This is a genomic window from Streptomyces sp. NPDC058637 (genome assembly GCF_042717325.1).
GTDB lineage: Bacteria > Actinomycetota > Actinomycetes > Streptomycetales > Streptomycetaceae > Streptomyces.
Map to the genome: position 1 here is coordinate 1 of NZ_JBHXRD010000041.1, position 24635 is coordinate 24635.

Annotated in this window: 21 protein-coding genes; 10 read left to right on the forward strand and 11 right to left on the reverse strand. The window is 67.7% G+C overall.

Annotation, left to right across the window (positions count from 1 at the left end; all coding sequences use genetic code 11):
* Window positions 1-66: 66 nt before the first annotated feature.
* Window positions 67-261 carry a hypothetical protein gene (locus tag ACFWVP_RS30520; RefSeq protein ID WP_384501214.1) on the reverse strand — a complete coding sequence of 65 codons (195 nt, stop codon included), beginning with the start codon at window positions 259-261 and terminating at the stop codon, window positions 67-69.
* A gap of 283 nt (window positions 262-544) precedes the next feature.
* Here ACFWVP_RS30520 and ACFWVP_RS30525 point away from each other — a divergent pair, with 283 nt between their 5' ends.
* Window positions 545-3064: a Helicase associated domain protein gene (locus ACFWVP_RS30525; protein ID WP_384501215.1), complete on the forward strand. Its 2520-nt coding sequence runs from the start codon at window positions 545-547 to the stop codon at window positions 3062-3064.
* 170 nt (window positions 3065-3234) lie between these two features.
* Window positions 3235-4104: a hypothetical protein gene (locus ACFWVP_RS30530; protein ID WP_384501216.1), complete on the forward strand. Its 870-nt coding sequence runs from the start codon at window positions 3235-3237 to the stop codon at window positions 4102-4104.
* 1118 nt (window positions 4105-5222) lie between these two features.
* Here ACFWVP_RS30530 and ACFWVP_RS30535 read toward each other — a convergent pair.
* Together ACFWVP_RS30535 and ACFWVP_RS30540 are read right to left on the reverse strand one after the other, a co-directional pair.
* Window positions 5223-5492, reverse strand: a complete 270-nt coding sequence (locus ACFWVP_RS30535; protein WP_384501217.1) for a hypothetical protein — start codon at window positions 5490-5492, stop codon at window positions 5223-5225.
* A 203-nt stretch (window positions 5493-5695) separates the two neighbouring features.
* Window positions 5696-5947, reverse strand: a complete 252-nt coding sequence (locus ACFWVP_RS30540; protein ID WP_384501218.1) for a hypothetical protein — start codon at window positions 5945-5947, stop codon at window positions 5696-5698.
* 76 nt (window positions 5948-6023) lie between these two features.
* Between ACFWVP_RS30540 and ACFWVP_RS30545 the strand changes: the two genes are divergently transcribed.
* Window positions 6024-6956 (forward strand): hypothetical protein, encoded by a 933-nt coding sequence (locus tag ACFWVP_RS30545; protein ID WP_384501219.1) that lies wholly within the window; start codon window positions 6024-6026, stop codon window positions 6954-6956.
* A gap of 530 nt (window positions 6957-7486) precedes the next feature.
* On the opposite strand, the gene ACFWVP_RS30550 is transcribed toward ACFWVP_RS30545, so the two are convergent.
* From ACFWVP_RS30550 to ACFWVP_RS30565, 4 genes are all read right to left on the reverse strand, one after another.
* Window positions 7487-8554 carry a hypothetical protein gene (locus ACFWVP_RS30550; protein WP_384501220.1) on the reverse strand — a complete coding sequence of 356 codons (1068 nt, stop codon included), beginning with the start codon at window positions 8552-8554 and terminating at the stop codon, window positions 7487-7489.
* Window positions 8551-8916 (reverse strand): hypothetical protein, encoded by a 366-nt coding sequence (locus tag ACFWVP_RS30555; protein WP_384501221.1) that lies wholly within the window; start codon window positions 8914-8916, stop codon window positions 8551-8553. The genes ACFWVP_RS30550 and ACFWVP_RS30555 overlap by 4 nt, the downstream gene beginning before the upstream one ends.
* Window positions 8917-9255: 339 nt before the next feature.
* Window positions 9256-11409 carry a hypothetical protein gene (locus ACFWVP_RS30560; protein ID WP_384501222.1) on the reverse strand — a complete coding sequence of 718 codons (2154 nt, stop codon included), beginning with the start codon at window positions 11407-11409 and terminating at the stop codon, window positions 9256-9258.
* Window positions 11406-11804 carry a hypothetical protein gene (locus ACFWVP_RS30565; RefSeq protein ID WP_363306558.1) on the reverse strand — a complete coding sequence of 133 codons (399 nt, stop codon included), beginning with the start codon at window positions 11802-11804 and terminating at the stop codon, window positions 11406-11408. The genes ACFWVP_RS30560 and ACFWVP_RS30565 overlap by 4 nt, the downstream gene beginning before the upstream one ends.
* Before the next feature lie 1002 nt (window positions 11805-12806).
* Here ACFWVP_RS30565 and ACFWVP_RS30570 point away from each other — a divergent pair.
* Together ACFWVP_RS30570 and ACFWVP_RS30575 are read left to right on the forward strand one after the other, a co-directional pair.
* Window positions 12807-13061: a hypothetical protein gene (locus ACFWVP_RS30570; RefSeq protein WP_363306559.1), complete on the forward strand. Its 255-nt coding sequence runs from the start codon at window positions 12807-12809 to the stop codon at window positions 13059-13061.
* Window positions 13062-13478: 417 nt separating this feature from the next.
* The gene (locus ACFWVP_RS30575; protein WP_384501223.1) at window positions 13479-16568 is read left to right on the forward strand and encodes an NACHT domain-containing protein; all 3090 of its coding nucleotides are present in this window, start codon (window positions 13479-13481) and stop codon (window positions 16566-16568) included.
* A gap of 163 nt (window positions 16569-16731) precedes the next feature.
* Here ACFWVP_RS30575 and ACFWVP_RS30580 read toward each other — a convergent pair whose 3' ends face one another.
* The 3 genes from ACFWVP_RS30580 to ACFWVP_RS30590 are packed head-to-tail and all read right to left on the reverse strand — an operon-like array spanning window position 16732 to window position 17787.
* The gene (locus ACFWVP_RS30580) at window positions 16732-16920 is read right to left on the reverse strand and encodes a hypothetical protein (protein ID WP_384501224.1); all 189 of its coding nucleotides are present in this window, start codon (window positions 16918-16920) and stop codon (window positions 16732-16734) included.
* Window positions 16892-17146 carry a hypothetical protein gene (locus ACFWVP_RS30585; protein WP_384501225.1) on the reverse strand — a complete coding sequence of 85 codons (255 nt, stop codon included), beginning with the start codon at window positions 17144-17146 and terminating at the stop codon, window positions 16892-16894. The genes ACFWVP_RS30580 and ACFWVP_RS30585 overlap by 29 nt, the downstream gene beginning before the upstream one ends.
* Window positions 17143-17787 carry a replication-relaxation family protein gene (locus tag ACFWVP_RS30590; RefSeq protein ID WP_384501226.1) on the reverse strand — a complete coding sequence of 215 codons (645 nt, stop codon included), beginning with the start codon at window positions 17785-17787 and terminating at the stop codon, window positions 17143-17145. The genes ACFWVP_RS30585 and ACFWVP_RS30590 overlap by 4 nt, the downstream gene beginning before the upstream one ends.
* A 615-nt stretch (window positions 17788-18402) precedes the next feature.
* Here ACFWVP_RS30590 and ACFWVP_RS30595 point away from each other — a divergent pair.
* Complete coding sequence (locus ACFWVP_RS30595) at window positions 18403-19044, forward strand: hypothetical protein (protein WP_384501227.1); 642 nt, start codon at window positions 18403-18405, stop codon at window positions 19042-19044.
* A 310-nt stretch (window positions 19045-19354) separates the two neighbouring features.
* Here ACFWVP_RS30595 and ACFWVP_RS30600 read toward each other — a convergent pair whose 3' ends face one another.
* Entirely contained in the window at window positions 19355-20845 is a 1491-nt protein-coding gene (locus ACFWVP_RS30600) for a dienelactone hydrolase family protein (protein WP_384501228.1), read from the reverse strand.
* Window positions 20846-21263: 418 nt separating this feature from the next.
* On the opposite strand from ACFWVP_RS30600, the gene ACFWVP_RS30605 reads away from it, so the two are divergent.
* From ACFWVP_RS30605 to ACFWVP_RS30620, 4 genes are all read left to right on the forward strand, one after another.
* A complete protein-coding gene (locus ACFWVP_RS30605; RefSeq protein ID WP_384501263.1) occupies window positions 21264-22424 on the forward strand; it encodes a sensor histidine kinase in 1161 nt (386 codons plus the stop codon).
* Window positions 22421-23083: a response regulator gene (locus tag ACFWVP_RS30610; protein ID WP_384501229.1), complete on the forward strand. Its 663-nt coding sequence runs from the start codon at window positions 22421-22423 to the stop codon at window positions 23081-23083. Before ACFWVP_RS30605 ends, ACFWVP_RS30610 begins: the two co-directional genes overlap by 4 nt.
* 238 nt (window positions 23084-23321) lie before the next feature.
* The gene (locus ACFWVP_RS30615) at window positions 23322-23705 is read left to right on the forward strand and encodes a hypothetical protein (RefSeq protein ID WP_384501230.1); all 384 of its coding nucleotides are present in this window, start codon (window positions 23322-23324) and stop codon (window positions 23703-23705) included.
* A gap of 165 nt (window positions 23706-23870) precedes the next feature.
* Window positions 23871-24635 (forward strand): pentapeptide repeat-containing protein (locus tag ACFWVP_RS30620; RefSeq protein ID WP_384501231.1); only part of this gene is annotated, 765 nt, incomplete at its 3' end.

Below are 24635 nucleotides of genomic sequence, written 5' to 3' on the forward strand. Positions count from 1 at the left end.
GTCTGTCCCTGCTGGTCCAGCAGGGACAGACAGACGCGCCTCGCGCCCCGGTTTCTTCCGTCTCGGTCAGTGTTGCTCCCGCTGCTCGTCATGTTCCTCGAAGGCCCGTCGCGCTGCCCCGCCTTGATCCTCGATCAACCCCGCGCCGTCCGGCAGGCCCAGAACACTGCCGCAGTGATTGCACAGTTTTCCGTCTTCTGCGGGTGTGCCGCACGCCTTGCAGAATCGATTGCCCTGCCGGCCTTCCGTCTTCTGGTTCATGGTGCCTCCGATACGTTGGTGAACAGTGGTCGTTTCCGCGTACCCGTGGCGTGAGTGTTGAGTCATACCTCCTCTGCTTCATTTTTTACTTCGGATAGACTATGGAATAACGCGCCCACTGGGTTCGGGAGCGAGAGGCATCTCGGATCGGTGACCTGTAGAGGATGTGGGATCCGGTGTCTGGGCGGCTTCGCTGTAGTCATGGAGGCAGCGTCTACGTGCATGTTTGTGCTCCCGCATCGGGTGCGGGTTCTCTCGCGGTCGTAGGAGAAGGCGGGTCGGAATGGCAGTCAGGGAACTACGAGCCCACCAGCGAGAAGCGGTGGATGCCGTGCTTCGTGCTCTCGCATTTCCTGCACGGCCGCTTGTGCCCGAGCGAGGGCTCCGGACCCAGGTGATCATGGCGACCGGGTCCGGGAAGAGCCTCGTGGCAGTGCGCAGCGCCGAGGAGCTCCACGCCGGCCGGGTACTGGTGCTCGTGCCCTCGCTGGACCTGCTGGCGCAGACGGAGGCCGCGTGGCGCGAGGGGGGCCGCCGGGGGCCGATGATCGGGGTGTCCTCGCTGCGGGGTGAGGAGGTGTCCTTCCCCAACACCACGGACGTGGACGAGCTCGTGGAGTGGACCCGTGGCCTGGACAAGGTGACCGTGTACGCCACGTACGCCAGCCTCGGTCTGGGCACGCTGGAGCGAGCACACGCCGCAGGCTTGGCGGCTTGGGACCTGATCGTCGTGGACGAGGCCCACCGCGTTTCGGGTCGGATCGGCAAGCCGTGGGCGGTCGTCCACGACAACCAGAAGATCCCCTCCCTGCGCCGCCTGTACATGACGGCCACGCCCCGACTGTGGCAGCTCGGGGACGAGGACGAGGCCGGCGCACCTGGTGAGCTGGTCGCGAGCATGGAAGACGACCCCGAGGGCCCCTTCGGCAGCAGGGCGTTCATCCTGCCCCTCTCGGAGGCCATCGATCGGGGAATCTGTGCCCCCTACCAGGTGGTGTGCGTGGACATCACTGACACCCAGCTCCAGGCCGCACAGCTCCTGGGCACCGAAGGCGGCACGGACGAGGTCCGCGGGGCCCGGCTCGCGGCCCTGCAGACCGCTCTGGTGAAGGCGTCAGCCGAGGAAGGCTTCCGGCGCACGCTGGTCTTCCACCATCTGGTGAAAGAGGCCGAAGCCTTTGCCGCCGGTCTGCCGGATGTCGCCAAGCAGCTGCACGAGTCGGATCCGGAGCTGTACCCCAAGACGATCTGGGCGAACTGGCTCTGCGGGGAGCACAAGCCGCTCCACCGGCGCCGTGTCCTGGACGAGTTCTCTATGGGAATCGATACTGACGGCACGGTCGTGGAGAAAACGTTCCTCGGGTCCGTTCGCGTCCTCGGCGAAGGCATCGATACATCCCACTGCGACTCCGTGTACTTCGCCGACGTACGCGGCTCCATGCCCGACCTCGTCCAAGCCGTCGGCCGGGCGCTACGCATGCAACCCGGCGAGGGAAAAATGGCCTCGCTCGTGGTGCCGGTGCTGCTCGGCCCCGGCGAGACAGCCGACAGCATGCTCACCAGCCGAGCGTACGGCAGCCTCGCGAAGCTGCTTGAAGCGCTCAGAGCTCACGACACCCGCATCGTGGAACAGCTCGCCGAGCAACAGGCACAGAGCCGGTCTAGGGGCGTTCAAAGCCGCAGCAGAGACGAAGGCGAGGGAGCCGAGAGCGACCGAAGCGACCGACTCTCGGTTCCAGCCCGGCAGCTGCTGAAGTTCTCCACACCCCGCGACCCGGCCGCCCTCGCCGCGTTCATCAACCTGCGGGTCCTCAACCCCGAGCACGAGCACTGGCGGCGCGGCGTGGAAGCCGCCGTGATCTACGCGCGGGAGCACGGGGACCTGCGAGTGCCTTTCACCTACCGCGTGCCCGCCGTCGACGACCAGGAGGCGGAAGGCACCGGGTGGCCGGCCTCGCTCGCCAATTTCCCTCTCGGGCAGTGGACCGCCGACGCCCGCCGCTTCTACGCCCGCGGCGACATGGACAAGGACCGCGTCACCCAGTTGGAGAAGCTCGGCATGATCTGGTCCCACTTCGACGTCGCGTGGCAGGAGGGCCTGACCGCCGCACGCGGGTGGGCCGCCGAACACGGACACCTCCTGGCCCCGCTCGACGCCACCTTCCAGGGCGCGAAGGTGGGCATCTTCCTGAAGAACGCAAGGGCCGCCGCCCGGAAAACGCGGGAGAACGAGCAGCGGCGTGCCGAAGGGCTGCCGGTGGAGTCGTCGACCGGGGCGCTGTCGAACGAGCGGCGCGAACAGCTGGAGGAGATCGACGCGTCCTGGTGCCCGAGCTGGCCGGTGACCTGGCAGCGCTGCTTCCACCTAGTCCGCATGCACCTGGATGCAGGCGAGGCGCTGCCCACCGAGGTGAGCGACGTCGTGCGCCAGGGCGAGGATCTCGGACGGTGGGTGCAGTCGGTCCGGCTCGGCTGGGACCAGCTCACGACCGTGCAGCAGTGGATGTGCGAGCAAGTTCTCGGCATCGAGCCCGCCAGCGAGGACGATAAGCCGCCACCACACCGTACGCAGGCCGACAAGTGGCGGCTGAACTACCAGGCCGCCCGGCAGTTCTACGAGCGCGAGCGGCACCTGCGGGTACCTCGGAAGCACATCGAGCGCCTTACCGTCAACGGCAGCGAGGGCCAGGAGGAACGGAAGCTCCGGCTCGGTGCGTGGGTCGGGAATCAGCGCTCCCGGGTGGCGACGCTGACGCCGGAGCGGGTGGAGCTGCTGTCCGCTATCGGGATGCGGTGGGCGTAGGGCGGCGTCAGTGGCCGCGATTCCGGTAGTGACTGCGTAACCACGGCGTGGCGGGAGCCAATCACGTCATGGATGAGAGCGGAGCCGTACCACAGGGTGCTGATCATGATGCAGTGCAGGATTTCTTCGGCGAACCCTCACTCGACGGCGCGTAGCAGCAAGGAATCCCGGTGCCCCTCATGCAGCCACCAGTGGCGCTGGCCAGCTGTGAGCGGTCACTGCGAGACCTGTTCACCATCGCCCTGCGAGCCAAGTTCGGCCCGGACTGGATCAGTCACGTCTTCGATGCTGACGACGTGACCAGGCTCCGCAACAAACAGACGGTCGAACAGAAGCGCCGCACCCGGCGTGGCGTGGTCGCAGTCCCTGCCAACCTGATTGAGTACGCCGAGTTCACCCAGCTGGCTCGGCTGATCAACACCCACTGGGAAGCGCTTGACGGGGCCCTGGGCGCCAAGAAGGAGATCACCGTTCTCCTGGATCGGTTTGAGGCCCTGCGCAACACCGTAGCCCACAGCCGTGAGCTGCTCCCCTTCGAGGAGGAGCTATTGAGCGCGATCGCAGGGGAGATTAGGAACCGAGTGACCATACACATCAGCGGTCAGGACCCCGCCGGCGAATATTTCCCGCGTATCGAGCTTGTGCGGGACAGCTTCGGCAACAGCGCCGAGACCGCCGAAGAGATCCAGCCCCAGATGTTCAGCTTGCGCACCAAGACGACGCTGCGGCCCGGAGACGTCGTAACGTTCACCTGCCGGGTTGCCGACCCACAAAACCGCGGTCTGCACTGGGCCTTTCAGACCCCGGATGGTGTGCGCCACACCGCCGACGACGGTGCAACCGATGGTGAAGCCGTCGAGTGGACCTGGGAACCCGGTTCCACATCCACGCGCAGGCGACGTTCGGCGTCTTTCTCACCAGCGATGGCGACTACCACCGCTACGGCGCCACCAACTACGACGCTCTCGCGGCGTTCGTCTACGAGGTCTTGCCTCCCCTATCGTGATCTCGCCCCCGCCGGTGACGGCAACGGAACATAGCGGTCAACTGGTCCTGTTGGGCTGGCCTTCACACCGCAGTCCAAATCAGCCCGGATACCGGGCCCGTTACGGTCACGCATGGTGGGACGCGGTGTACGTCCAAGCTCCTATCGGGATGCGGTGGTCGTGATGGGCGTCGCCGTCACCGCGGCCGTGGCGCTCGCGGCCGGCTATCTGATCAGGCGGCTGCGTCCGTGGCAGCGGGCGGGCGATTGGGCGGCCGATCAGGTCCGCTTCACCGGGGCGTAGGTCCGGGGCGGTGCCGGGCGGCAGGCCCTCGTCGTCCTGGCCCACATCGTCACCGCGCCGCGTACCAGCTGGCGGATCCTGCGCGCTCCGGCTCCCGAGGCGCAGGCGCCCATGCCAAGGCGCCCATGCCCGTACGCGATCCGGACTGGGTCGCCAACCGTTCCCGGGGAGAGCACGAGTGGACGGTAGGTCTCCGACTCCCTTACTGGCGTTCGACTCACTAGAGGACTTCGACAGCGCAAGGCCCGGACCAGGCGTCCGGGCCTTCGTCGTGCCCCGGAATCTCTTCTCCGGTCGCTGCTGTCCGGGTCCCGGCTTCCGGCCCTACGGGGTGAAGGAGGAGCCGTGCCCGCCAGGACGAGACGCAAGCACCTGAGTCCTGGCACTGTCCCGCCCGCCATGTCGAACTCACGCCGGAGGCAGTACTGATGACCACCCGCCAGGCACCCGGGGCAACACCCGCGCCGATCGCCGCTACGCTGAACACGCCACCCTGGGCCAGGGCCGAAGCCCCACAGGGACGCGCTCACGCAGAGAGCCGCAGCAGGACCGCCGACCGCGCGGCTCACACCCCCGCGGACGACACCACACAGGTGTCCGCCGTCCTCTGATCCCTCTGCTCAAGGGAGCAGCATCATGATCCGGGACAACGATCCCGCGCGCGTCCAGCCGCCCACCCTCGCGCCCATCCCACAGCAGCCCGCTGCCGGTGCCGGCCTGCCCGCCGCGATAGCCCAAGGTGCCGCCCGGTCCATCACGGCCCGGCTGCTGGGCCGCAGTGCCGATGCGCCCAACCGTCGTCCTGCCGTCGGCCCCAGGGGCGCTTCGCGGCCACGTTCGTGCGGACCGGATTCGCGCAGGTCGAGCCCTCAGCTGCCGGTGGCCACCTGCGTCCTCAGGCCGTCGAGCAGCAGGTCGAGGCCGGTGAGGAACTGGTCGCGGTCTTCGTGGTGACCGAGGTCGGCGGCGATCCGGGTCACGAACGGGAAGGTCTTTGGGTCGAGGGCCGTGCTCCATTCGTCGAGCTCGCCGCGACCGGAGTTGTCGCCAACGCTGCCTCGCTGGCCGTCGCCACCGGCCGCTTCGTCCCAATCGCCACCCGCTGCACCCCGCCCCTCGGGCGGGCTAACTGGGGCCAAGGATGGCGGCGCCCCTCGAGAACCGCCTTGAGAGCAGCGCCGCCGGCCTCGATCGCCTTGCGTCGGGCTTTCGTCGTGCGCCAGGCCCGCGTTCTGCACGTCGCGGAGCAGTACCGACGGCTCTTCCTGGACCCGTCGGGAAGAGGCTTCCCGCACTGACCACAGCGCGGTGTCTTCCTGCTCACCAAGTTTCCAGAGTGCCCCTAGGTCGGGGGTGAATCGGCCGAGACAGTCAGGAAGTGTCGCCGGTCTAATCGAAGCGGCCCGGGGCGCGGGTCGTGCATCGCCCTGCCGCCGACGCCGAACTGCCCCAGCTCGGTCATCAGCGCCATGTCGGCCTGGATCTCGTCCGCTGTCCAGCCGGTGATGTCAAACAGCAGGCCGTCCAGTGGCCCGCCGTTCGATGTAGTCCCGATCCAGGGGCGTGCTGGCCTCCGGACTTGCGGACGCTGCAAGGGTGACTTGCCTCGCGCGCCTACTCACCCGCTTTTCTCATCCACTGCGCGAACCGGTGGTCTTTAGCCTTGGCGCATGCCCGAGCCCGTATTCAACGCCGACGACTACGTCAACCCCGATGCTCCAAAAGACAAACTCCGTGTGAAGCCAGACCATCCTCGTGTCCGTGACCATTCCTACGACTGTGCACGCAGCACCCAGGAGCTGGACCTCTGGAAAGGGTCTCTCATCTCCACCGTGATGGAACCCTGGGCTGACTACCCCGACCTGGCGGAGATCCCCGAGAACGCCGTACCAGGCCCGGAGCTCACGCTGTTTATTAAACAGCGAGAGCGCGGCCCTGGTTACGTCGCCGATTTCCTCTACAAGGCAGCCGACCTGCCGGTCACCGTGCACGGCATCCTGGCGAACCAAGGGTCCGGCCTCGGGGTGATCGAACTCGAGCTCTGGCAACCGGATTGGGGCTACTGGGACGACTGGGGAGACTTCGTCGGTCCCCCAGAAGAGGACGCGGTGGTGGCAGTGCCAGCGCCGATCACCAGTGATGTGTTGCGTCGTATCCCGCTGGGTCAGATCGTCGCCCGGGCCCAGGCCGAACTGGCCGACCAGTCGTGGAAAGAAGAAGGCGTCATCGTCCTGGGCCGATCGCGGGAGGCAGGATCAGACCTCGCACCAGCGCACCGGCAAGCTTTGGAGAACGCGAACGCGCTCGCACAGTCGGCGCAGCGAGGGCGGCCTCCGCTCGACGGTAAACTCCTGCACGCCGTGGCCCACGCCTATCTGCGTGAAGCCATCAACGGCCCTGGTCTCCACCGGCGCCTGGCTGGCCTGTTCAACCGCCCGGAACCGACCATCAAGGACTGGATCAAAGCAGCCCGGGACCGCGGCTACCTCTCCCCTGCCGCCCCAGGCCGCCGGGCCGCCGGCCCTGGCCCACTCCTCACTCACCCCGAGGACAGCTCACATACACCGCCAGCCGGGCCTCCGCACCCGGGCGCTCAGCCATGACTGCTCCTCAATTCGATCGTCGCCTTCACTCGCCTGGTGTCGTGACTGGATCCTCTTGGCTCACTCACGAGTACGGCCGCCTCCACGAACCAGTTCAGTTCGTATGACATGCACCTCCCGGTCCACATGTGACCGGCGTCCTCCAGCGCCCGAATTTCGACGTACCACTCCCCCCGGTCCACTCGGCGGCGGTCACTTCGACCTGGCACCGCTCGGTAGGACTGAGAGGCTCCCAGCACCACACGGAGTTCTTCCGGATGACCAAGGGAAATGCAGGTTCGTTGGGCATGTCCTTCTCCAGGGGTCGGTACTGCAATGAAGCTGGGCAAAGGTGCACAGGTGTAGCCGGTCCGCCCGCTGGCACCGACACAGCCGAACTGGTCAGCCTCCGCCACGGTCTTAGCTGGAGGAAGTCCTGCTGGATGACCTCCCGTTCGGGCGAGGGCCGCGCATCCGCCTCAGCTGGCGAGTAGCCGGGAGCGAGCGGCGGGGCCGGGCAGGGGGATCCTGTCCGGCCCCGCTGTCGTCGGTCAGCCGAAGTCGAGCGTTTCCTGTGCGAAGTCGGCCGGGCCCGGAGTGGGCGGGGGCGCCGGTGGGCCGTTCGGGCGGGCGGCCTTCCAGCGTTCGACCAGCTCGTCCTTCCAGCCCTTGGGCGGGGGCCACGGAACGCCCCAGGCGGCGAGCTGGCCCCGCTTCCAGCCGCCGGCGGGCGTGCGGGCGGCCTCGACCTCTTCCGGTGAGGGGAGATACATCATGGATGGTGAGCGCTCCGTTTTCATAAGTTGTCCCGCAATGTGGTGGCGGAAAACCGACAGGTCAGATGCCTTGCTCAGAGGGAGCCATCCCTCGGGCATGGGAGAGGTCGCAAGCGAGGGAGGTTGAGCGCCGACGGGTGCGTAATACATCTCGGCACGCTCTTCCCACACGGTCGACTTCAAGGCGACCTGCTCGTCGAACACTTCCTGTCGAAGTTTCAGCATCCCGGCCTCGTTCAGTGCCCGGACAAAGTTCAGGAGTTCGATCGTGCTGACCATCGCCCAGGCCACCAGGGGTACAGCAGCGCGAAACCGGTCGCGCAGTCCGAACGTGTCGCCTTCCTTTCGTCGCTCTGGATCGTGATGCACCACGTCTCCGTAGATCCAGGCCATAGCCAGCCCATGCGCATCGAGGTCACGCTCTTCCCCCGTGGACGTGTCAGCGACCATGACCCAATAGCCAGATTCGTCGCGCGTGGAGGGGCTTACCCGTGTCCGCCACTCAGCACGTGCGGCCCGTATCCACGCCGCATCTTGGGGCGCTGCTCGACAGGTGTAGCCCAGAGCCGAGAGCGCCTTCATGTGAAAACAGTCCTCCTGCTCCAACAGAATTGGCCTGATACGCGCTGCCGCAGACTCGACCACTTCCTCGGGCGGAAGCTCGTACGAGATCCGGACCTCGCCTCGGTCAACACGGACGTTGATGCTCATGCGGGTCAGCTCGACAAGAGCGTCCCAATCGGCGGCCAGCGAGTGCTCCTCCACCCTGCGGGCCCTCAACACGAAAGCCTCCAGCAAACGCTGGTGCCTCTCGTCGAGAGTCTCCGTCTGCCCGCGGCTCACGCTTCCCCCCTCGCATCATCGCTTCCAGCATGACGTGCCTTCTCCGTCGTATCCATCCAATTCGCCGGGCTGGCCCCGTGCCGGAAGGAGAAGCGCGGCTGTCTGGGAGGCTTGTCCGGCTCAGCGGCAGGCGCGAGAGCCAGCCGGCAGCCTTCTGCTCGGGCACGCCACGCCGAATCCTGCTCCGGGTCCTGGCGCGTCGCGCCCGGCCACGTCTGCTCCCAGTCGATCTCGTGCCGCTGGTCGCAGTCCTCGCACAGCGTCGTTAGGGGTTCCTGGGTCGTACCCCCGCCCACGAACTTGTCATTCATCACGAACACGGTTGCGGCGACATCAACGGCCGCCAGGGCGATGTCCACCACGGCGGGTGGCCCATGTCCGGATCGCTGCGGCTGCGGCGCGGGCGTACTCGGGGCCGGACAGAATCACTCCCTGTCCGGCCCCGGCGCTTGTTTCCTCAGTCAGCCAAGGTGGCCAACGGCCGGTGCTTCATCGCCTACGAGTCGTCCTCTTCGTCTTGCCTCAGGTGGTTCATGGCGAAAGGGATCTCTTCGGGATGAGTGGTTGTCCGGGCCAGCACCCAGGCCGTGCGGGCGTCCATGCCTGGCCCGTACGCCGCTGCCAGACGCCGGGCGCGGCACGTGGTCAGTGGTGCCAGCAGCCACCGGATCAGCGGAAATTTGATGCGTGTTGTGGAGGCGTCACGATGAGGGCTCACCTGTGCCTCCGGCAGTGCTGGTGTCCGGAAGAGGGCCGACAGCTTCCTTGAGTGGGCAGTGGGGTTCGGAGCACTGGGTGTGGTTGCAGGCCCGGAGGTTAGCCAGGGCGAAGCGCGCTTCGATCAGTGCCTTGTCGTCTTGGTCCGGGCTTCCGTACAGAAAGCGGGACATGGCATCGAGCGGGGTGTGGGCGTTGCGAACGTCGGTGAGGATGCCGAACGTCGTGGTGCGGTTCAGCCGGCCCTCGTGGGCAGCTCGGGCCCAGCCGAGGAGGATCTGGTGGGCGTGGTCGCGCACGTCTGGCTGTCGCAGGGTCTGCATCCAGCCGTTGATCAAGAAGTCCCGGACGGACGGGGCCGCTTGGGCCGCGCTCATGAGGGTGTCCAGGACGCGGTGTGTGGGGTCGGTGAGCGCTAGGAAAGCCCGGGGCCCGGCGAGATGAGTCGGGTATCTCTCGAACCAGGTCTCAACCGTTTCGATGACTCGTTGCAACCCGTCGGTACTCGCGGCCGCGTGGGTGCTCAGGGCGCTGGCGGCGATGCGGGCTGCTTCGTCGTCGAGGGCCAGGATGTGGCGTAGCCGGACGAACGCCATGTGCGGCCATCGCATGCCGTAGCGGCCGCTGCAGGCCTGAGCGACGACCATGCGGCGATGCGAGTGGCCCTTTGTCGCCCAGTCCAGCAGTTGTTTGTGAGCGGCTCGTGCGAGTTCTTCGGTCTCCGCGGCTCGGGTGATGAGTGCGGTGACGATGTGAAGGCGTTGTTCGTCAGGGGAGGTGTTGGTCCAGGTGTCGAGGATGGTGAAGAAGGGGGATTCCACCGCTGTGATGGACAGTTCCAGCAGTCGGGATCCGATCTGCTCGGCCCAGTCTTTGGCGATGCCATCAGGGGCCGTGATACGGGCGAGCCACTCCCTGGTTTCCTTTCGTTCGTCGGCCCAGTGGTGCCAGTCCGTACGGATGGCGGAGAGGGCGAGGCCTGGGCGGCTGTGAAAGGCAGCAGTGTCGTCGGCCGTGTCGACACCGACGTCAGCCAGTCGGCGCCGGGGGCTGCGGCCTTCCCGGTAGCGGCGTGCGAGCGCTTCGTCGCGGGAGCCGAACGCGGTGGCTGCCTTGATGCACAGTTCGAGGGGGGCGCCTTCGAGGTAGGCGGCGGCAAGCAGCATCATCCGGTCTTGGCCGCGGGTGCCCGTGCCGGCGAGCGTCTCCTCCAGGAAGTTGGTCCACAGCAGGACCTCCTCCCGAATGCGCCGCAGCTCCCTGACCCCCTGCTGGTACTCCGGCGAATCGGGTGGGCTTTCTCTGTGTTCGGCAGGACGGGCGAGTCGACCGGGGTCGATGTTGCGCAGGCGTCCGGCAATCGCGGTAGCGTCACCGGGGCTGACGGTGCGCGTGATGAGGTCAGACAGAATGCCAACGGTCCGGTCAGGGGCGGCTTGGCGTAGCAGGCCGCGTGTCGCAGCACGCTGGGCATCTGTCTGCAGCCACCCCGCCTGTGCGTGGCTGCCGGCATGAGCGAGGTGATTGCGTGCGACCTGGACTGCGTCAGGGCGTACCGCGCCGATCTCGAAGCGGTTGTCCCCGCGCCAGTCCCGCTGGCGGCCGGTAATGGCAAGGCCGCTGCCAACAGCGTGCAGTTCTTCCGCCCAGGCCATGAGGGCACGGGCGGCGTTCTCGGACATCAGGCGCGAGGACCCATCGATCAGGTAGCCGTGCCCGGCGATCGGCTCGGGCAGGACTTCCCTTTCCGGGACTTCGTCGTCTTCCCAGTCGGCTGCAAGGTCGTAGAGCTGGGGAGCCCCTGCGGGGGCGGAAAGATGGGTGTGCAGGGCCCGGACTGCTGAGATACGCCGGCCCGTGCCGCGTTCCCCCACGATGACGGCGAGGCCATGTGCAGCAAGGAGATTTGCGGCCTGCTGCGGGGTCGGCGTGTGTGCCCAGAGCGGTTCCAGGGCTGCTTCCCGGTCACCGCGTGCAATGGCGATGACCGGTAGTTTTGGTCGGCCCGTGATGTTGATGTTGCCGGTGTTGGAACCGCCGACCTGGACGGTCGGGCCAAGGTTGCCGACAGCGGATTGCCCAAATAGCGGCGGGCTGGTGCGGGGCTGAGGCAAACCCTGCCCGTCTGGCGTGGTCACCTTCGCTCCGTGTTCAAGCTGCCGGAGTTGTCCCTGCCGATCTGGATGACGGAGCCGGTGTTGTTCTCCGCGCTCTGGTTCACCCCGCCCTGCTGTTCCTCCGGGTTGCGCCGCGCCATCGCCGCCAGGTCGTCGGCTGCTTCGGGGAAGTCCTCCACCAGGGTCAGCAGCCGCCGGTTCCACCTCTCCCGCAGGGCCGCTTGATCCAGCGTGGCCGCCTGCACCTGGTCAGCGTCGAGCCGGGCGAGCTGGCGTTCTTCCTCCTCCTGGCCACCGCGCCGGAAAAGTCGCGCTGCCAGAGAGCGCATCGACGCCCAGCTCTCCTTGGTCATCTCCGCGACCAGTGCAGCTGCGGCCGCCCCCGCCATTCCCACCAGCTGTGCCTGTTCCAACACGGCCCTCGCCCCCATCCAAGATCCATCGAGTGACTAAACGATCACTCATTGCAATCAGGAACGGTGCCAGAGAAGCCGGCAAGGAGAGACAGAGTTGGCGAGAATGACTGAAATCAGACGTTCGGCAGCATCACGTTACTGAAGATCACAATCCACCTGGTTAACAGTCGAATGGGGCCGAACAGGGTAGATCCTGGCCGACCCGACCCTCGTTCCGTCAGCCGAGGTCAGACGTCTCCGTGCGAAGTCGGCCGAGGCCGGGCTGGACAGGGACGGCGGTGGTACGCCGTCCTGGCGCGCGACTTCCCAGCGCTTGATCAGCTCACCCTTCCAGCCCGTGTGCGGTGGCCACGGAACACCCCACTCAGCGAGCTGGTCGCGCTTCCAGCCACCGGCGGGCGTGCGGGCGGCTTCGATCTCTTCAGGTGACGGCAGTACAGGCATGTGGGATCAATGAACGGCTGGGCCGCGATGTCACCCGTCGGCGATCGGAGCGGGTCATCGGACCAGTCCCAGTCGCCAACCGCCCCGGGGAAGCACGAGTAGACGGAAGGTAACCGACTCCCTTACTGGCATCCGACCCGATAGAGGACTTCGACAGCGCAAGGCCCGGACCAGGTGCCCGGGCCTTCGTCGTGCCCGGGATATTTTCTCCCGATCGCTGCTGTTCGAGCCCCGGCTTCCGGCCCTACGGGGTGAAGGGGGAGCCGTGCCCGCCAGGACGAGACGCAAGCACCTGAGTCCTGTCACTGTCCCGCTCGCCATGTCGAACTCACGTCGGAGGCAGTACCGATGACTACCCGCCAGACAACCGGGGCAACAGCCGCGCCGATCGCCGCTACGCTGAACACACCCACCCTGGGCCGGGCCGAAGCCCCACAGGGACGCTCTCCAGAGAGCCGCAGCAGGAACGCCGACCGCGAGGCGCGCGCCACCTCCACGCGGACGACACCACCACAGGTGTCCGCCGCCTCTGTTCCTCCGCCTCGTAGGAGACTCCCGATGTCTCGGGACCCGCACCCGCACTCCCCCATACCCATCCGACCCGAACCGCTCGGCCTGGCCAGCGCAGGGATGCTGTCGGAGACCCCACTGCTGTCGGTGCACGCCGCCGTGGTGTTCCTGGCGGCTGTCATCATCGGCCTCGTCATGGGCGGCCTCATGTTCCTCCACGACAAGTCCGTGCCCGCGGCCGTCGCGGCGGGCTTGGTGGCCGCTGGGGGCAGCGTTCCCGTGCTGCACAAGCTGATCGGCTGACCGGCGGTGGGGCTGCTGCACATGCTGCGCCCGGCCCCACCGCCTCCGTCAAGCGGCGTGGAACTGGTGGGCGGGGCCGCCGCGCCACTCCACCCACTGCGGGTCGTCCAGGATGGCCTCGGGTTCGGCGACGCCAGCGCCATCGAGGAACACGACCAGGTCGTGGTCGCTGTAGGCGGTGCCGAGAATCTCGACCCGGCCGCTACTCGTAGACGTGCGCGAATATGTGGCTCACGAGCGCTTCCCTCTGCTTGGAGCATACGCACGAACGAGGGTGACACGGCCGCCCCGGATAGCGGCAACACTGCCGTTTCTGTCCGACGGCGACGAGGGATGTTCGAGCTACGGGAGTATAGGGACAGCTGTCGTGACCACCGTCTAGGCTCCCCCCATATCCGTAATACATGGGGGTGGCGGATGGATCCTGTGGTCCTCGGTGGCAGGCTGGCTTCCAGTCTAGTCGGCTCACTGATCAGAAAACTCTTCGTGGCGGACGGGCCTGGTGCTGGCCTGGTTGACAAGCCCGTGCGAATGAAGGACCTGGTCTCGTTCCGTGGTGAGAAGCGCACGCTAGGTGAGAAGGACGTGCACAAGCTCGCGGAGCATCTGGTCCAGGAAGCGATCAACTCGCCAGGCGAACGTCCCTTCCACACTCAGGAGCGGGGTGCCGTGGCCGATGCACTGGCCCGAAGGTTGCTCGCCCTAGGAGATCTGGACATGAGCGATGTCCAGGCCGTGCGGCTCGGTCATCGGGAAATGGCGCGCAGATTGCGTCACGAGGGGCCCGATCCAGATGGGTTGTCATCCGATGCTCAGTTCTTCCTCGACTCCGCGACAGAGTGGGCCTGCCTGCAGATCCTGGAGTTCTTCACCCGCCGCTCGACTTTCGTGGCTCGTACCTTGGTGGAACAGACTCGGACGCAGGCTGACCTCGTCGCGAAGGTCGATGAGGTGCTCTCCCGTACCCCACGCCCGGGTGCCCGGGACACAGCCTTCGAGCGCGGCTACCTCAACTACATTGCCAAGAAGCACGGCAATCTCACGATCTACGGCATCGATCTCAGCAACTCGCCGGATCGATGGCCGCTGGACGCTGCCTACCTCAGCCTGGATGTAATCGGTCACCGGGAAGAACTCGGCTTCGGGCCAGAGGCGGCTTCCCCTGTCTCCTCTTCTGCCCCCGCCGATCAGACGCTGGCCGACCACGACCGAGTGCTGTTGCGCGGGGTTGCAGGCTCGGGCAAAAGCACGCTGATCCAGTGGTTCGCTGTGTCGGCGGCGACCGAACCCGCGGACCATATGACCTACCTCATCGGCCGGATCCCTTTCGTGCTCCCTCTGCGCACTCTCACCCGGCACGGCGAACGTTTGCCCTCCCCCGCGCGCTTCCTTGCCGCCGTCGGCTGCCCTCTGGCCGGCAGTCAGCCGGAGGGCTGGGAGCACCGCGTCCTGGCCAGTGGGCGCGGACTCGTCTTGGTCGACGGCCTCGATGAGGTGCCAGAGCCCGAACGCGAACGTACACGGACCTGGCTGCGCGATTTGGTGCAGACCTACCCCGGCAACCGGTGGCTCGTCACCTCACGCCCCTCCGCAGTCCGCGAGGACTGGCTCGCCTCCGACGGCTTCGCGGAACTCGGCCTCTCCGCAATGAGCCCATCGGATGTGGCAGCCTTCATCAAACGCTGGCACCGTGCGGCCGCCACGGGCGCACCCGACGAAGATGCCGTCCTGGCCACTTACGAGACCCAGCTGCGCGACGCCGTCCGCACCAAACCGGACCTGGGACGCCTTGCCACAAATCCGTTGATGTGCGGCCTGATCTGCGCCCTGCACCGGGACCGGCGTGGCTACCTCCCACATGGCCGCAAGGAGTTGTACGACTCCGCTCTCTCCCTGCTGTTGGTCCGCCGCGACCGCGAACGCGACATGGCATCCCCCGAGCTGAGCGAGGAGCCTCAGCTGCAGCTCCTCCAGCGACTAGCGCACTGGCTCATTCGTAACGGCCGTACAGAGATGGACCGCAGCCGGGCAGAGAGCATCATCGCGGAGGTACTGCCTGCGATTCCGGCGGCGCAAGTCGTCGGGGACGCAGCTGCCGTGCTGCGCCACTTCCTGATTCGCACCGGTCTGCTGCTCTCCCCGGGCCCGGACACGATCCACTTCGTACACCGTACTTTCCAGGACTACCTGGGGGCGCGGGCGGCTGTGGAAGCCGGCGACTTCGGCCTGCTGGTAGAGCACGCCGCCGACGACCAGTGGGCGGATGTCATCCGTATGGCGGTGGCACAGAGCCGGCCACGTGAGCGGGCCGAGTTACTCAATCTACTGACGGCCTCCCCTGACAAGCGTGTCCACCTGCTGGCCATGGCGTGCCTGGAACACGCCACAGAGCTCGATCCGGCCGTGCGGCGCAGGGTCCAGGAGGCGGCGGCGACGCTACTGCCTCCCCGCGTGGACACTGAGGTCAAGGAACTGGCACAGACCGGTCCGCTGATCCTGGAATTGCTACCAGGCCCGCGGGCACTGTCCGACGGCGAAGCCGAGGCGGTAACGGCGACGGCAGCGCTGGTCGGCACCGACGCGGCGGTGCCAGTGCTGGCGCGATACCGGAACCATTCCGCGCAGGGAGTCCGGATCAATCTGATGCGGGCGTGGAATCTCTTCGATGCAGAGGTGTACGCCGACGAGGTAATGGCCCACGTCGACACCCACGACCTGTTCCTCTTCGCCACCTCGCCCTCACAGGTACGCGCCCTGCCACGCCTCGGCAATCGGACACGAATCGGCGTTACAGGCGACCACGCTCCTGCAGACATACTGAGGGCCTTGCCCGAGCGGGTGGAGTACCTCGGCCTCTACGAAAACACCCTGCTGAGCGACCTGCGGCCGTTCGCCTCTTTACCCTCGGTCCGGAACATGAATCTAGTGAGCTGTCCAGGAGTTGAGGACCTGACGCCTCTGACGGAGACGGGGTTGACCTCGCTATTTATCCGGGACCTTGGCGGGACAGTCGGGCTGGAGCACCTCTCCACACTCCAAAATCTCACCACCTCGACACCCCTGCCAGGCGGGCTGTCCGCCCTCCCGCAAGATGCTCCTCTAACCACCCTGTCACTGGGAGGAAACGCCGTCGCAGAGACCGGACTGCGCGGTCTGAGCGCTTGGCCAGCGCTGGAATTCCTCAACATCCAAAACGATATGGGCGACCTGGACCCCAGCGACTGGGCCGAGATCGCCACACTCCCGCGTCTCAGCACGATAAGCATCGCGGTGGAGCACCTCCCCGGTCTCTTCTCCGCCCCGCACCTGCCCACACTCGAGGCTGTGTACGTGACGAACATTCGAGAAGACACTGACCTCACGCCACTATCCGACACCTGCCCACAGGTCCGCACAGTTCAGCTGCTTTCGGAACAGCACTCCACAGGACTGGAACCGGCCCCTTACCAGGCTCTTTTCCCCAGTGCCGAGGTCACAGTTCACCCCGCCCGCCACCTACTTTTCTGAACAGTCCGGCCCCGCGAAGAGGGCAGCGCTCGAATGCACCAGCCCGAGGATCTGATTCTGGCCGCTGCTGAGCCCAGGCTCTGGACCTCGTTCGTCTTCCGCCGATGGGCGTGGGCCCCCGATCCCGTCCCGGTCCGGGCCCACACGTGTGACGGAACGGGGATCAGCTCGGCTGTTCGCCGGTGTACCAGTAGACGTGCCCACCGGCATTGACGCGCCATACGGTGCCGTCGGCGCCCGCGGCGATGTCGAAGGCCGTGCCGGGGATCTTGATCCCCGGATTGGTACCGCGTGTGGGATCAACGATCTGCGGGGCCGGGCTGTCACCCGCCGCCGTGCTCCCGTCGTCCATTGATGAGCGTGGCCAGGCGCAGCGGCTTGTCGCTGGTGGCGCCGTGCCAGATCGGGTTCAGGGGGCCGTGTTCTTGGAGGTTGGGGAGGGTGGTGATGCCGACGGCGAGTTCGCGGCGGCGGATGCCGCGCAGGGTGCTGATGCCTGTGAGGGTGTCGGTGGTTCGGTTGTCCAGGGCGGTTTTCTTCTTGTCGGCCAGGATGATCAGCAGGGGTGGGAACTTCATTTCTGCTCCGGCTCGGGGGTAGCGGGTGAACCAGTCCGGCAGTCCGGCGGGGCCCGGCGTGCGGGGCGCGGGCCGGTGGGTCGGTGGGTGTAGTGGCGGTAGCGGTCGTAGGCTGCGACCTTGTTGATCAGCTTGCCCAGCGACATGGTGGCGCGGTCCAGTTCGACGAAGACGTGCGGCAGGTTCTGGACGGGCAGGTGCAGCACGGCGTCCGGGATGAGCAGGCCGCCGGCTCCCAGCGGGTGGGCGACTTCGACCTCCCAGTCGCCGACCTCGCCCAAGGCCGTGCCGAATCTGGTGTCCGGCGCCAGATCGCGGCCGAACGCGATGGCCGTGTCGGTGACGGCCAGGGCGTGCGCGAAGGCCGGAGAGGCGGCGACGTGCTCACCGGTCACCGTCGTGGTGCGGTGCTCGGCGAGCCCCGCGCGGCGCGCCTCCGCGAGGCCGGCGTCGGTGAGGAACCAGATGTGCGGGCGCCGCTTCTCGTTCGCGGCCACCAGGCCGTCCTTCGCCAGGCCGCGCAGGTGCTTGCGGATGGTGCTGGAGTCCGTCGCCATCGGAGTCAGCCAGGTGTGGAGCTGGTGGGGCGTGGCGACCCGGGTGCAGGCGAGCAGCTGCAGTATCCGCAGATCATGTTCCACTCCGTACTCGGTGGAAGCAGGTACTAGAGAGGAGTCGGCACCCCGCGCGAAGGGTGAATCCCCCGTGCGATCAGGCACAGCGCCCTCGGAGCCCGCGTCGGCCGGGAGTCCGGCATCGGGCCCGTGAGTGGGTCCGTGAGTGTGCCCCTGACCGGACGGCGTCTCCGTGCCCCGGGACGGGTTGTGTGTCTGCGTGAAGGCCGGCTCGGGCATCGGGTGGGCGGTGGTCGTCACGGTGGTCTTCTCCTGCCGGTCGGCTCCGCACCCCTCGGACGAGAGGCGCCGCCCTGGCGTGCACAGCAGGAAGCGGTGCCGTGCGCGCCAGGGCAGGCGCATCGTGCAGAGCCACCCCTTGTCCGCTGTCTGATCGTGGCCGTTAGCCGGGGTGGTCAAGGGGAAACGCGGCGCTCGCGGCAGTACGGCCGACCTGGACAAGGGGTCATCGGCCCGATCCGCCGCCCGGACGGTTTGCCCCTTGCCGCGTCATTCGTCCGTATTTGGGGAGTGGGGGAGAAATCTCCGGTCTCTGTCCACAGGTCTGCCGCTGGACCCTGCTCAGGACGTCACCGCGACTCACGCGGTGGCCGTACGACAGGAGATTCCGATCCCGAGAACATGCCGACGAACCGTCCAGGGCTGACCCCGGCGCAGGTGCAGCTCGCGTTCGCGTTCGACCGGTTCGCCATGGCCGCCCAGGAAGCGATCACCACCAACGCGCGACCGCACCGCCCCGTACTGGTCGGCCGACGCCAAGTCCGCTTCGAGGGTGTCCCCACCGGCCAGCTTCACCAGGACGGCAGCTTCTTCGCGGCACGGCCGATCAACATCCGCAGCAGCGAGCACGACCCTGAAGGAATCAAAATTCTGTACCACCGCGGCCTGGAGCTCGACCTCGTAGCCCTGGTGCAGGCATCGGCAGCCTGGGCGGCGGAGTCCGGCGCGTCAGGCGACCTCATGGTCATGGCTGCACTCCACCGCTTCGACGACAGCGACGCCCCGGTGCACCTGCGGGTATCGGAGCACGCCTTCAGCGACGGCCCCCCTGCGCCGCTCCCGCCGACTCCCACGCAGACCACAGCGAACCTTGCCGCCATCATCAACGACAAACGAGAAGCCGTCGTTACCGCCTGCGCCCTCGCCTCCGACCTGCTGGCCGACATGGGAGCACATCAGCCCAGCGTCCTGACCACTGATGGGGACATCGTGCTGGCCCGGCTTGGCGACTACCGTCACCAGCTCACGGGCTGGGGTGACTAACACTTAGTGGTCGGCGTGGACTGCTGGTCGGTCGACACCCTCTTGTAGACGAGATTGGCCACGCTGTTCCCCGCTTCTGCCGCCGCATCGGACCTCGGGTGTCATCTAACCCTGTCGTCAGCCGTCATCGGATCTCATTGGATCGGGGCCGCCGTCAGGTCCCGCTGGGTTCAGACGCCCGCCGTCCCTGTCGTCATTCGATCGTTTGCCGACAGATCGGCCTGGCGCGCTGGCCCGCGGCGGGGGCGGCACCGCGGACTGCACTCCGGCTGGGAAACGGCCGTGCCGTCGGCTGCCGCCGCACAGCTGATCAGCGGTTGTTGCTTGGGCGGTAGACGCTGAGGCCGCCGTAGGCCGACAGAACGCCGGCCAGATCGCCGGGTTTGTCCCGCAGGGTGGTGTCCAGGAAGGCGAGAGTAGTTGCGGCGACGACGCGGGGGCTCTCGGTGCGGCCCAGGGAGCCGACTATCGAGGGCACAGGCGGCAGGTACAGGGGGCCGTCCATGAAGGTGAGGTGTGCGGCGCCGGGGATGGTGAGCCGGTAGCTCGTCGCGGTGTTGAGCTCGAGGGCCTTGGTGAGGCGGGGCATGTACTGCGGGTCGGTTGCGGGGGTGATGGCCTGGGTGAGCGCGAGCGTCGGCTGGTGGAGGGAGGGGGAGGTGGGGCCGTGCGGGTAGCCGTCCAGATCGATGACGGCATCGAACCGGTGGTCCTGCCGGGCTGCCTGCAGGGCGGCGGCACCACCCATGGAGTGGCCGGTGACCGCGACCCGGCCGGTGTCCAGGCGTCCGGTCAGCGGGCCGGCGATCTCACCTCGGCCCAGACGATCCAGCTGAGTGAGGACGAAGCTGAGGTCGGCGCCCCGAACAGCCGTCCAACCGGCCGCCAGCTTGTTGTCCTTGTCCCGGTCGCCGGTGGAGGTGGTCTTGGTGTGAATCGTTCGGCCGTCAGTGAGGACGACGGTGGCGGAGTCGTACGGGTGGTCGAGGGCGGCGACCACATAGCCGTGGCTGGCCAGTTCCTCGGCCCAGGCAGTGTTCTGGGTGCGCACTCCGCCCGATCCCGGAGAGAACAGCACGACCGGAAACCGTCCACCCCCGTCGGCCACCGGGGCGTTGAAGACCGAATGGGTGTGGGCACGTGGGATGCCGTCGACCAGAAAGCCAGGCAGGCCGACCGCGCGGGCGAGGGCGTCGGAGACGGTGCGCGCCTCGCGCTCCGTGCGGCCGAGGTACTGGGCCCGCTGCGCGCCTGCGGGGCTCTTCTGCGCGGGATACCAGAGCTGGACCACGACCGTGCGCCGGTCATGGGGATCGGCGGTGAAGGTCTCGGGGCGGCGTGGGTCGGTCCACTGCACCACGCGGGTGCCGACCGCGAAACGGCCCGACGGCTCGGGGAACACGGGTACGGGGAAGGCACAGACGGCCACCGGACCCGTGGCGATCAGGCCGACGCAGACCACCGACCCGGGCAAGGCCAGCCACCACCGGGCCCGCCACGCCGGCCGGCCGGTACGGCGTCGCAGCAGGGGAGAGAGGGCGAACGGCAGCGCAACGGCAGCGCCTGCCAGTACTGGCAGCAGCTGCCAGCGGATCCCCACCACGCTCAGCACGATCGCGGACAGCATGAACACTGCCCCCGCCGTGATCGTGACGCGTTGGCGGACGGCAAGGGGAAGCCAGCGCGCCACCACCAGCGCGACGGCACCCAGCAAGACAAGGACTTCCAGAAGGGACATGTGCAGTCCCATGATGTTTGCGGTCACCCGGCCATGCTCGGCGCGGGGCACGCGCTGCCACATCGCCCTGGGGGCGCCATCGTGTACAGCCGGAGTCGCAATCCGAGGCATGCCCATGTGAGCGGCCTTGCGACCGTGGGGGGTGGCCGGGCTCCTCCTGTGGTCGTACTTCCGCGCGACTTCTTCAGACGGTGGACTCATGCGTTTCCGCTGGATCGCGGCCTACCGTGACAGGGCTGCGGTACATGCGGGCAGCGCGGGTCTTACGCTCCCGTACCCGACCCGGCTCCGGCTGCACGCGGTGGCGGCCCCTGCTGGGGCCACTGTGACGCTGAATCGACAGGGACGTGTGATGACCGAGGCAGCCGCGGAAACCGGCAGTGCCCACCCGTTGCGCTACCGGGACCGGGTGCCGTGGGCGAGGACAGCCGTACGGCTGACGAAGTGCGCCGACCTGGCCTCCGCACGAGCGGCGCGACCGATGAGAGCCGCCCGGCGCCGGTGCCCCCGGCTGCCGCCCATGGTGTGGGACTCACTGCTGCCGGCGCTGCTCCTGCTCAACATCATGACCACGCGCGCGCCGCAAGAGCTCCCGGTGACCGCGGCACTCACCGCCGCCCTCGCACTGCCCCTGGTGTGGCGGCGCCGGGCCCCGCTCACGGTGTTCGGCACCGTGGCAGCCGCGGCCTTCGTCCAGTGGCTGATGGACGTCCAACTGCCTGCGGACATCGCCTTGCTGGTGGCTCTCTACACGGTGGCCGCGAAATCGGGCCGGCGCGGCACGCTTGTCGCCGGTGCCATCGTGGAAGCCGGGGCCCTGCTGGCCTGCCTGCGCTGGGCGACGGAAGGCGCGTTCCTGACCCCCTTCGTCGCGGTGACCGCAATGGTCGTCGCCGCCGCCGTCCTGGGGGTGAATGTGCGGACCACCCGCGCCTACCTCGTCGCCGTGGAGGAACGCGCCGCACGACTGGAGCAAGAGCATGACCAGCAGGCGCGGCTGGCCGTCGCCGAGGAAAGGACACGTATCACCCGGGAGATGCACGACATCGTCACCCACAACCTGTCCGTCATGGTCGCGCTCACCGACGCCGCCGTCTACGCACAGCACCGGTGCCCCGCCAAGGCCACCACCGCGATGCTCCAAATCTCCGAGACCGGCCGGCAGGCCCTGACCGACATGCGACGCTCCTTGGGCATCCTGCGGACCGACGAACCGGACGCGGAGCGCCACCCGCTGCCCGGCATCGCACAACTGGCAGCCCTCGCCGACCAGATGGGCGCCGCCGGGCTGCCGACCCGCGTCGACGTCCAGGGCGGCCACACCCACATACCCGCCACCGCACAACTGACCGTCTACCGCCTGGTACAGGAAGCCTTGACCAACACCCTCAAGCACACACCCACCGGCACACACGCGAAGGTCCGAATACGGTGCTCGACCGAGACCGTCGCACTGGACGTCACCGACAGCGGCCCCCGCCCGCCACTCCCCGGCGCCACACCATCCGGCCACGGCATCCCCGGCATGCGCGAGCGCGCGGCCGCCTACGGGGGGACGTTGCAGGCCGGACCGCTCCCGGGCGGCGGCTGGGGAGTCCACACCCGCCTCGACCTCGGCAGCAGCGGAGCAGCGTCCGCATGACGATCCGCATCCTGATCGCCGACGACGAAGCGCTGCTCCGTATGGCCTTCAGCACGGTCCTGGAGACGCAGCCCGACATGGCACCGGTCGGCGAAGCCGCGGACGGCGTCCAGGCCATACGCCTCGCCCAGGACCTGCGCCCCGACGTCGTCCTCATGGACGTCCGGATGCCCGGGACCGACGGGATCGAGGCAACCCGAGAGGTCATCCGGATCTCCCCGCAGAGCAGAGTACTGATCCTCACCACCTTCGACCTCGACGAATACGCCTTCACCGCGCTCAAAGCCGGAGCCTCGGGCTTCCTGCTGAAAAACACCAGGCCCGAGGAACTGCTCACCGCGATACGCAGCGTGGCAGCGGGTGACGCGGTGGTCTCCCCGCGGATCACCCGCCGCCTGCTGGAGAACCTCCGCCCGCACATACCCGACGGCAGCAGCGCCGAGCGCGACGAGCGGCTGAGTCGGCTCAGCGCCCGCGAGCGCGAGGTGCTCATCCAGGTGGGCTGCGGCCTGTCCAACACCGAGATCGCGGCCACCCTGTATCTCGCGGAGGCGACCGTGAAGTCCCACCTCGGGCGAATCCTGCAGAAGCTCGAACTCCGCGACCGGATACAGGCCGTGATCTTCGCCTACGAAAGCCGCCTCATCCACCCGGCATGAGGTCGGCAGGGAGCGATTCGACGCCGAGTTCGCCAAGGCGGTCAAGGGCACCAGCGCGTCGTCTTCCGCGACCCCACCCGCGGCCTCCACCTGCCCGCCAACTCGCCACTGCCCCGGCCCCCTGGCGAGCGACCGGCTCGCCGGCCTCCTCGACCGCGCTCACACCCCCCTCGCCCGCCTCCTCGTCGCCCTCACCGCCATCCACGCCGTCCTGCCCTCCCAGGCCGCCGCCATCCCCTTGCGTGACCTCGACCTGGCCAATGGCCGCCTCCGGCTGCCAAGCCGCACCCTCTACCTCGACTCACTCACCACCGAGCTCCTGTGCACCTGGCTCACCCACCGCCAGAACACCTGGCCCGTTTGTGCCAACCCCCACCTCCTGGTCAGTGCCCAGACCGCCCTCGACCCCACCGGTCCACCCATCGGCAAAACACTCCTGCGGAACGCCATCGGCCGCACCGGGCTGACCGCCCGCGCCCTGTGGCAGGACCGGATCCCCGCCGAAGCCCGCCACAGCGCCGACCCCGTCCGTCTCATCCGCCTCTTCGCCATCGCTGACTCCACCGCCATGCGCCACGTCCAAGCCGCCCACCCTGAGAAGACCGGCCGACTACACCCGTGACAGCCGCCGGCAACGCCGGGTTGGAGTCGGCCCGAATGGCCAGGGCAGCGCACCGCCGGTGTGGATCTGGCCATTCAGTGATCCGATCATGCCCAGGGGCGTAATCGGTCGATGATCGGCCGTGCGGGCTGCAACCGTTGACTGCCGAGCCTTGTCTTCATCGTCATGACAGCCAAGCGAAGGTCGCGGTCCTCCCCGAATGAACAGAAGCTGCGGTTATGGAGGGTCGGCTGGGCGTTAGGCCTCTCCTTCGTCGCTGCGGTCCTGGTCGCGAGCGGCGTCTTCTACGGGCTGGTGGTTCTGCTCGACTTCGAGGAGATCGACGACACCGCCAAGCTGGACGCCAAGACCCTCTTCGAGTTGGTCAAACTTTCCTTCGGAGTGGTCGCCGGGGCCGGCGCGCTCGTCGCCCTGGTCGTCGCCTACCGCCGCCAGCGCGTCGACGAGGTAGGCGCACACCGCGAAGCCACCCGGTTGCACACCGAGCGCTTTTCCCAGGCCGTCGACAAACTCGGATCCGACTCGCCCGCAGTCCGGCTCGGCGGCGTCCACGCCCTGGCCGGTCTCGCCGACGATGCCCCCGATGACAGCCTGCGCCAGACCTGCATCGATGTTCTATGCGCCTACCTCCAGCTTCCCTTTACCCGCGACCCCGGCGACGATCCCGCCCGCCAGGAGGAGCACCACCGCTACCTGGCCTTTCGCAAGGTCCGGCACACGATCCTGCGCCTCATCGGCGACCACTACCGACGCCCTCGGAGAACCCACCGCTCCTGGCAGGGTTGTGACCTCGACCTCAGCGACGTCATCATCGACGGCGGCACGGTGAACTTCATCGGTGCGGAGTTTTCCGGCGGCACGGTGGATTTCAGCGGTGCGGTGTTCTCCGGCGGCACAGTAGACTTCCGTCGTGCCGTGTTCTCCGGCGCC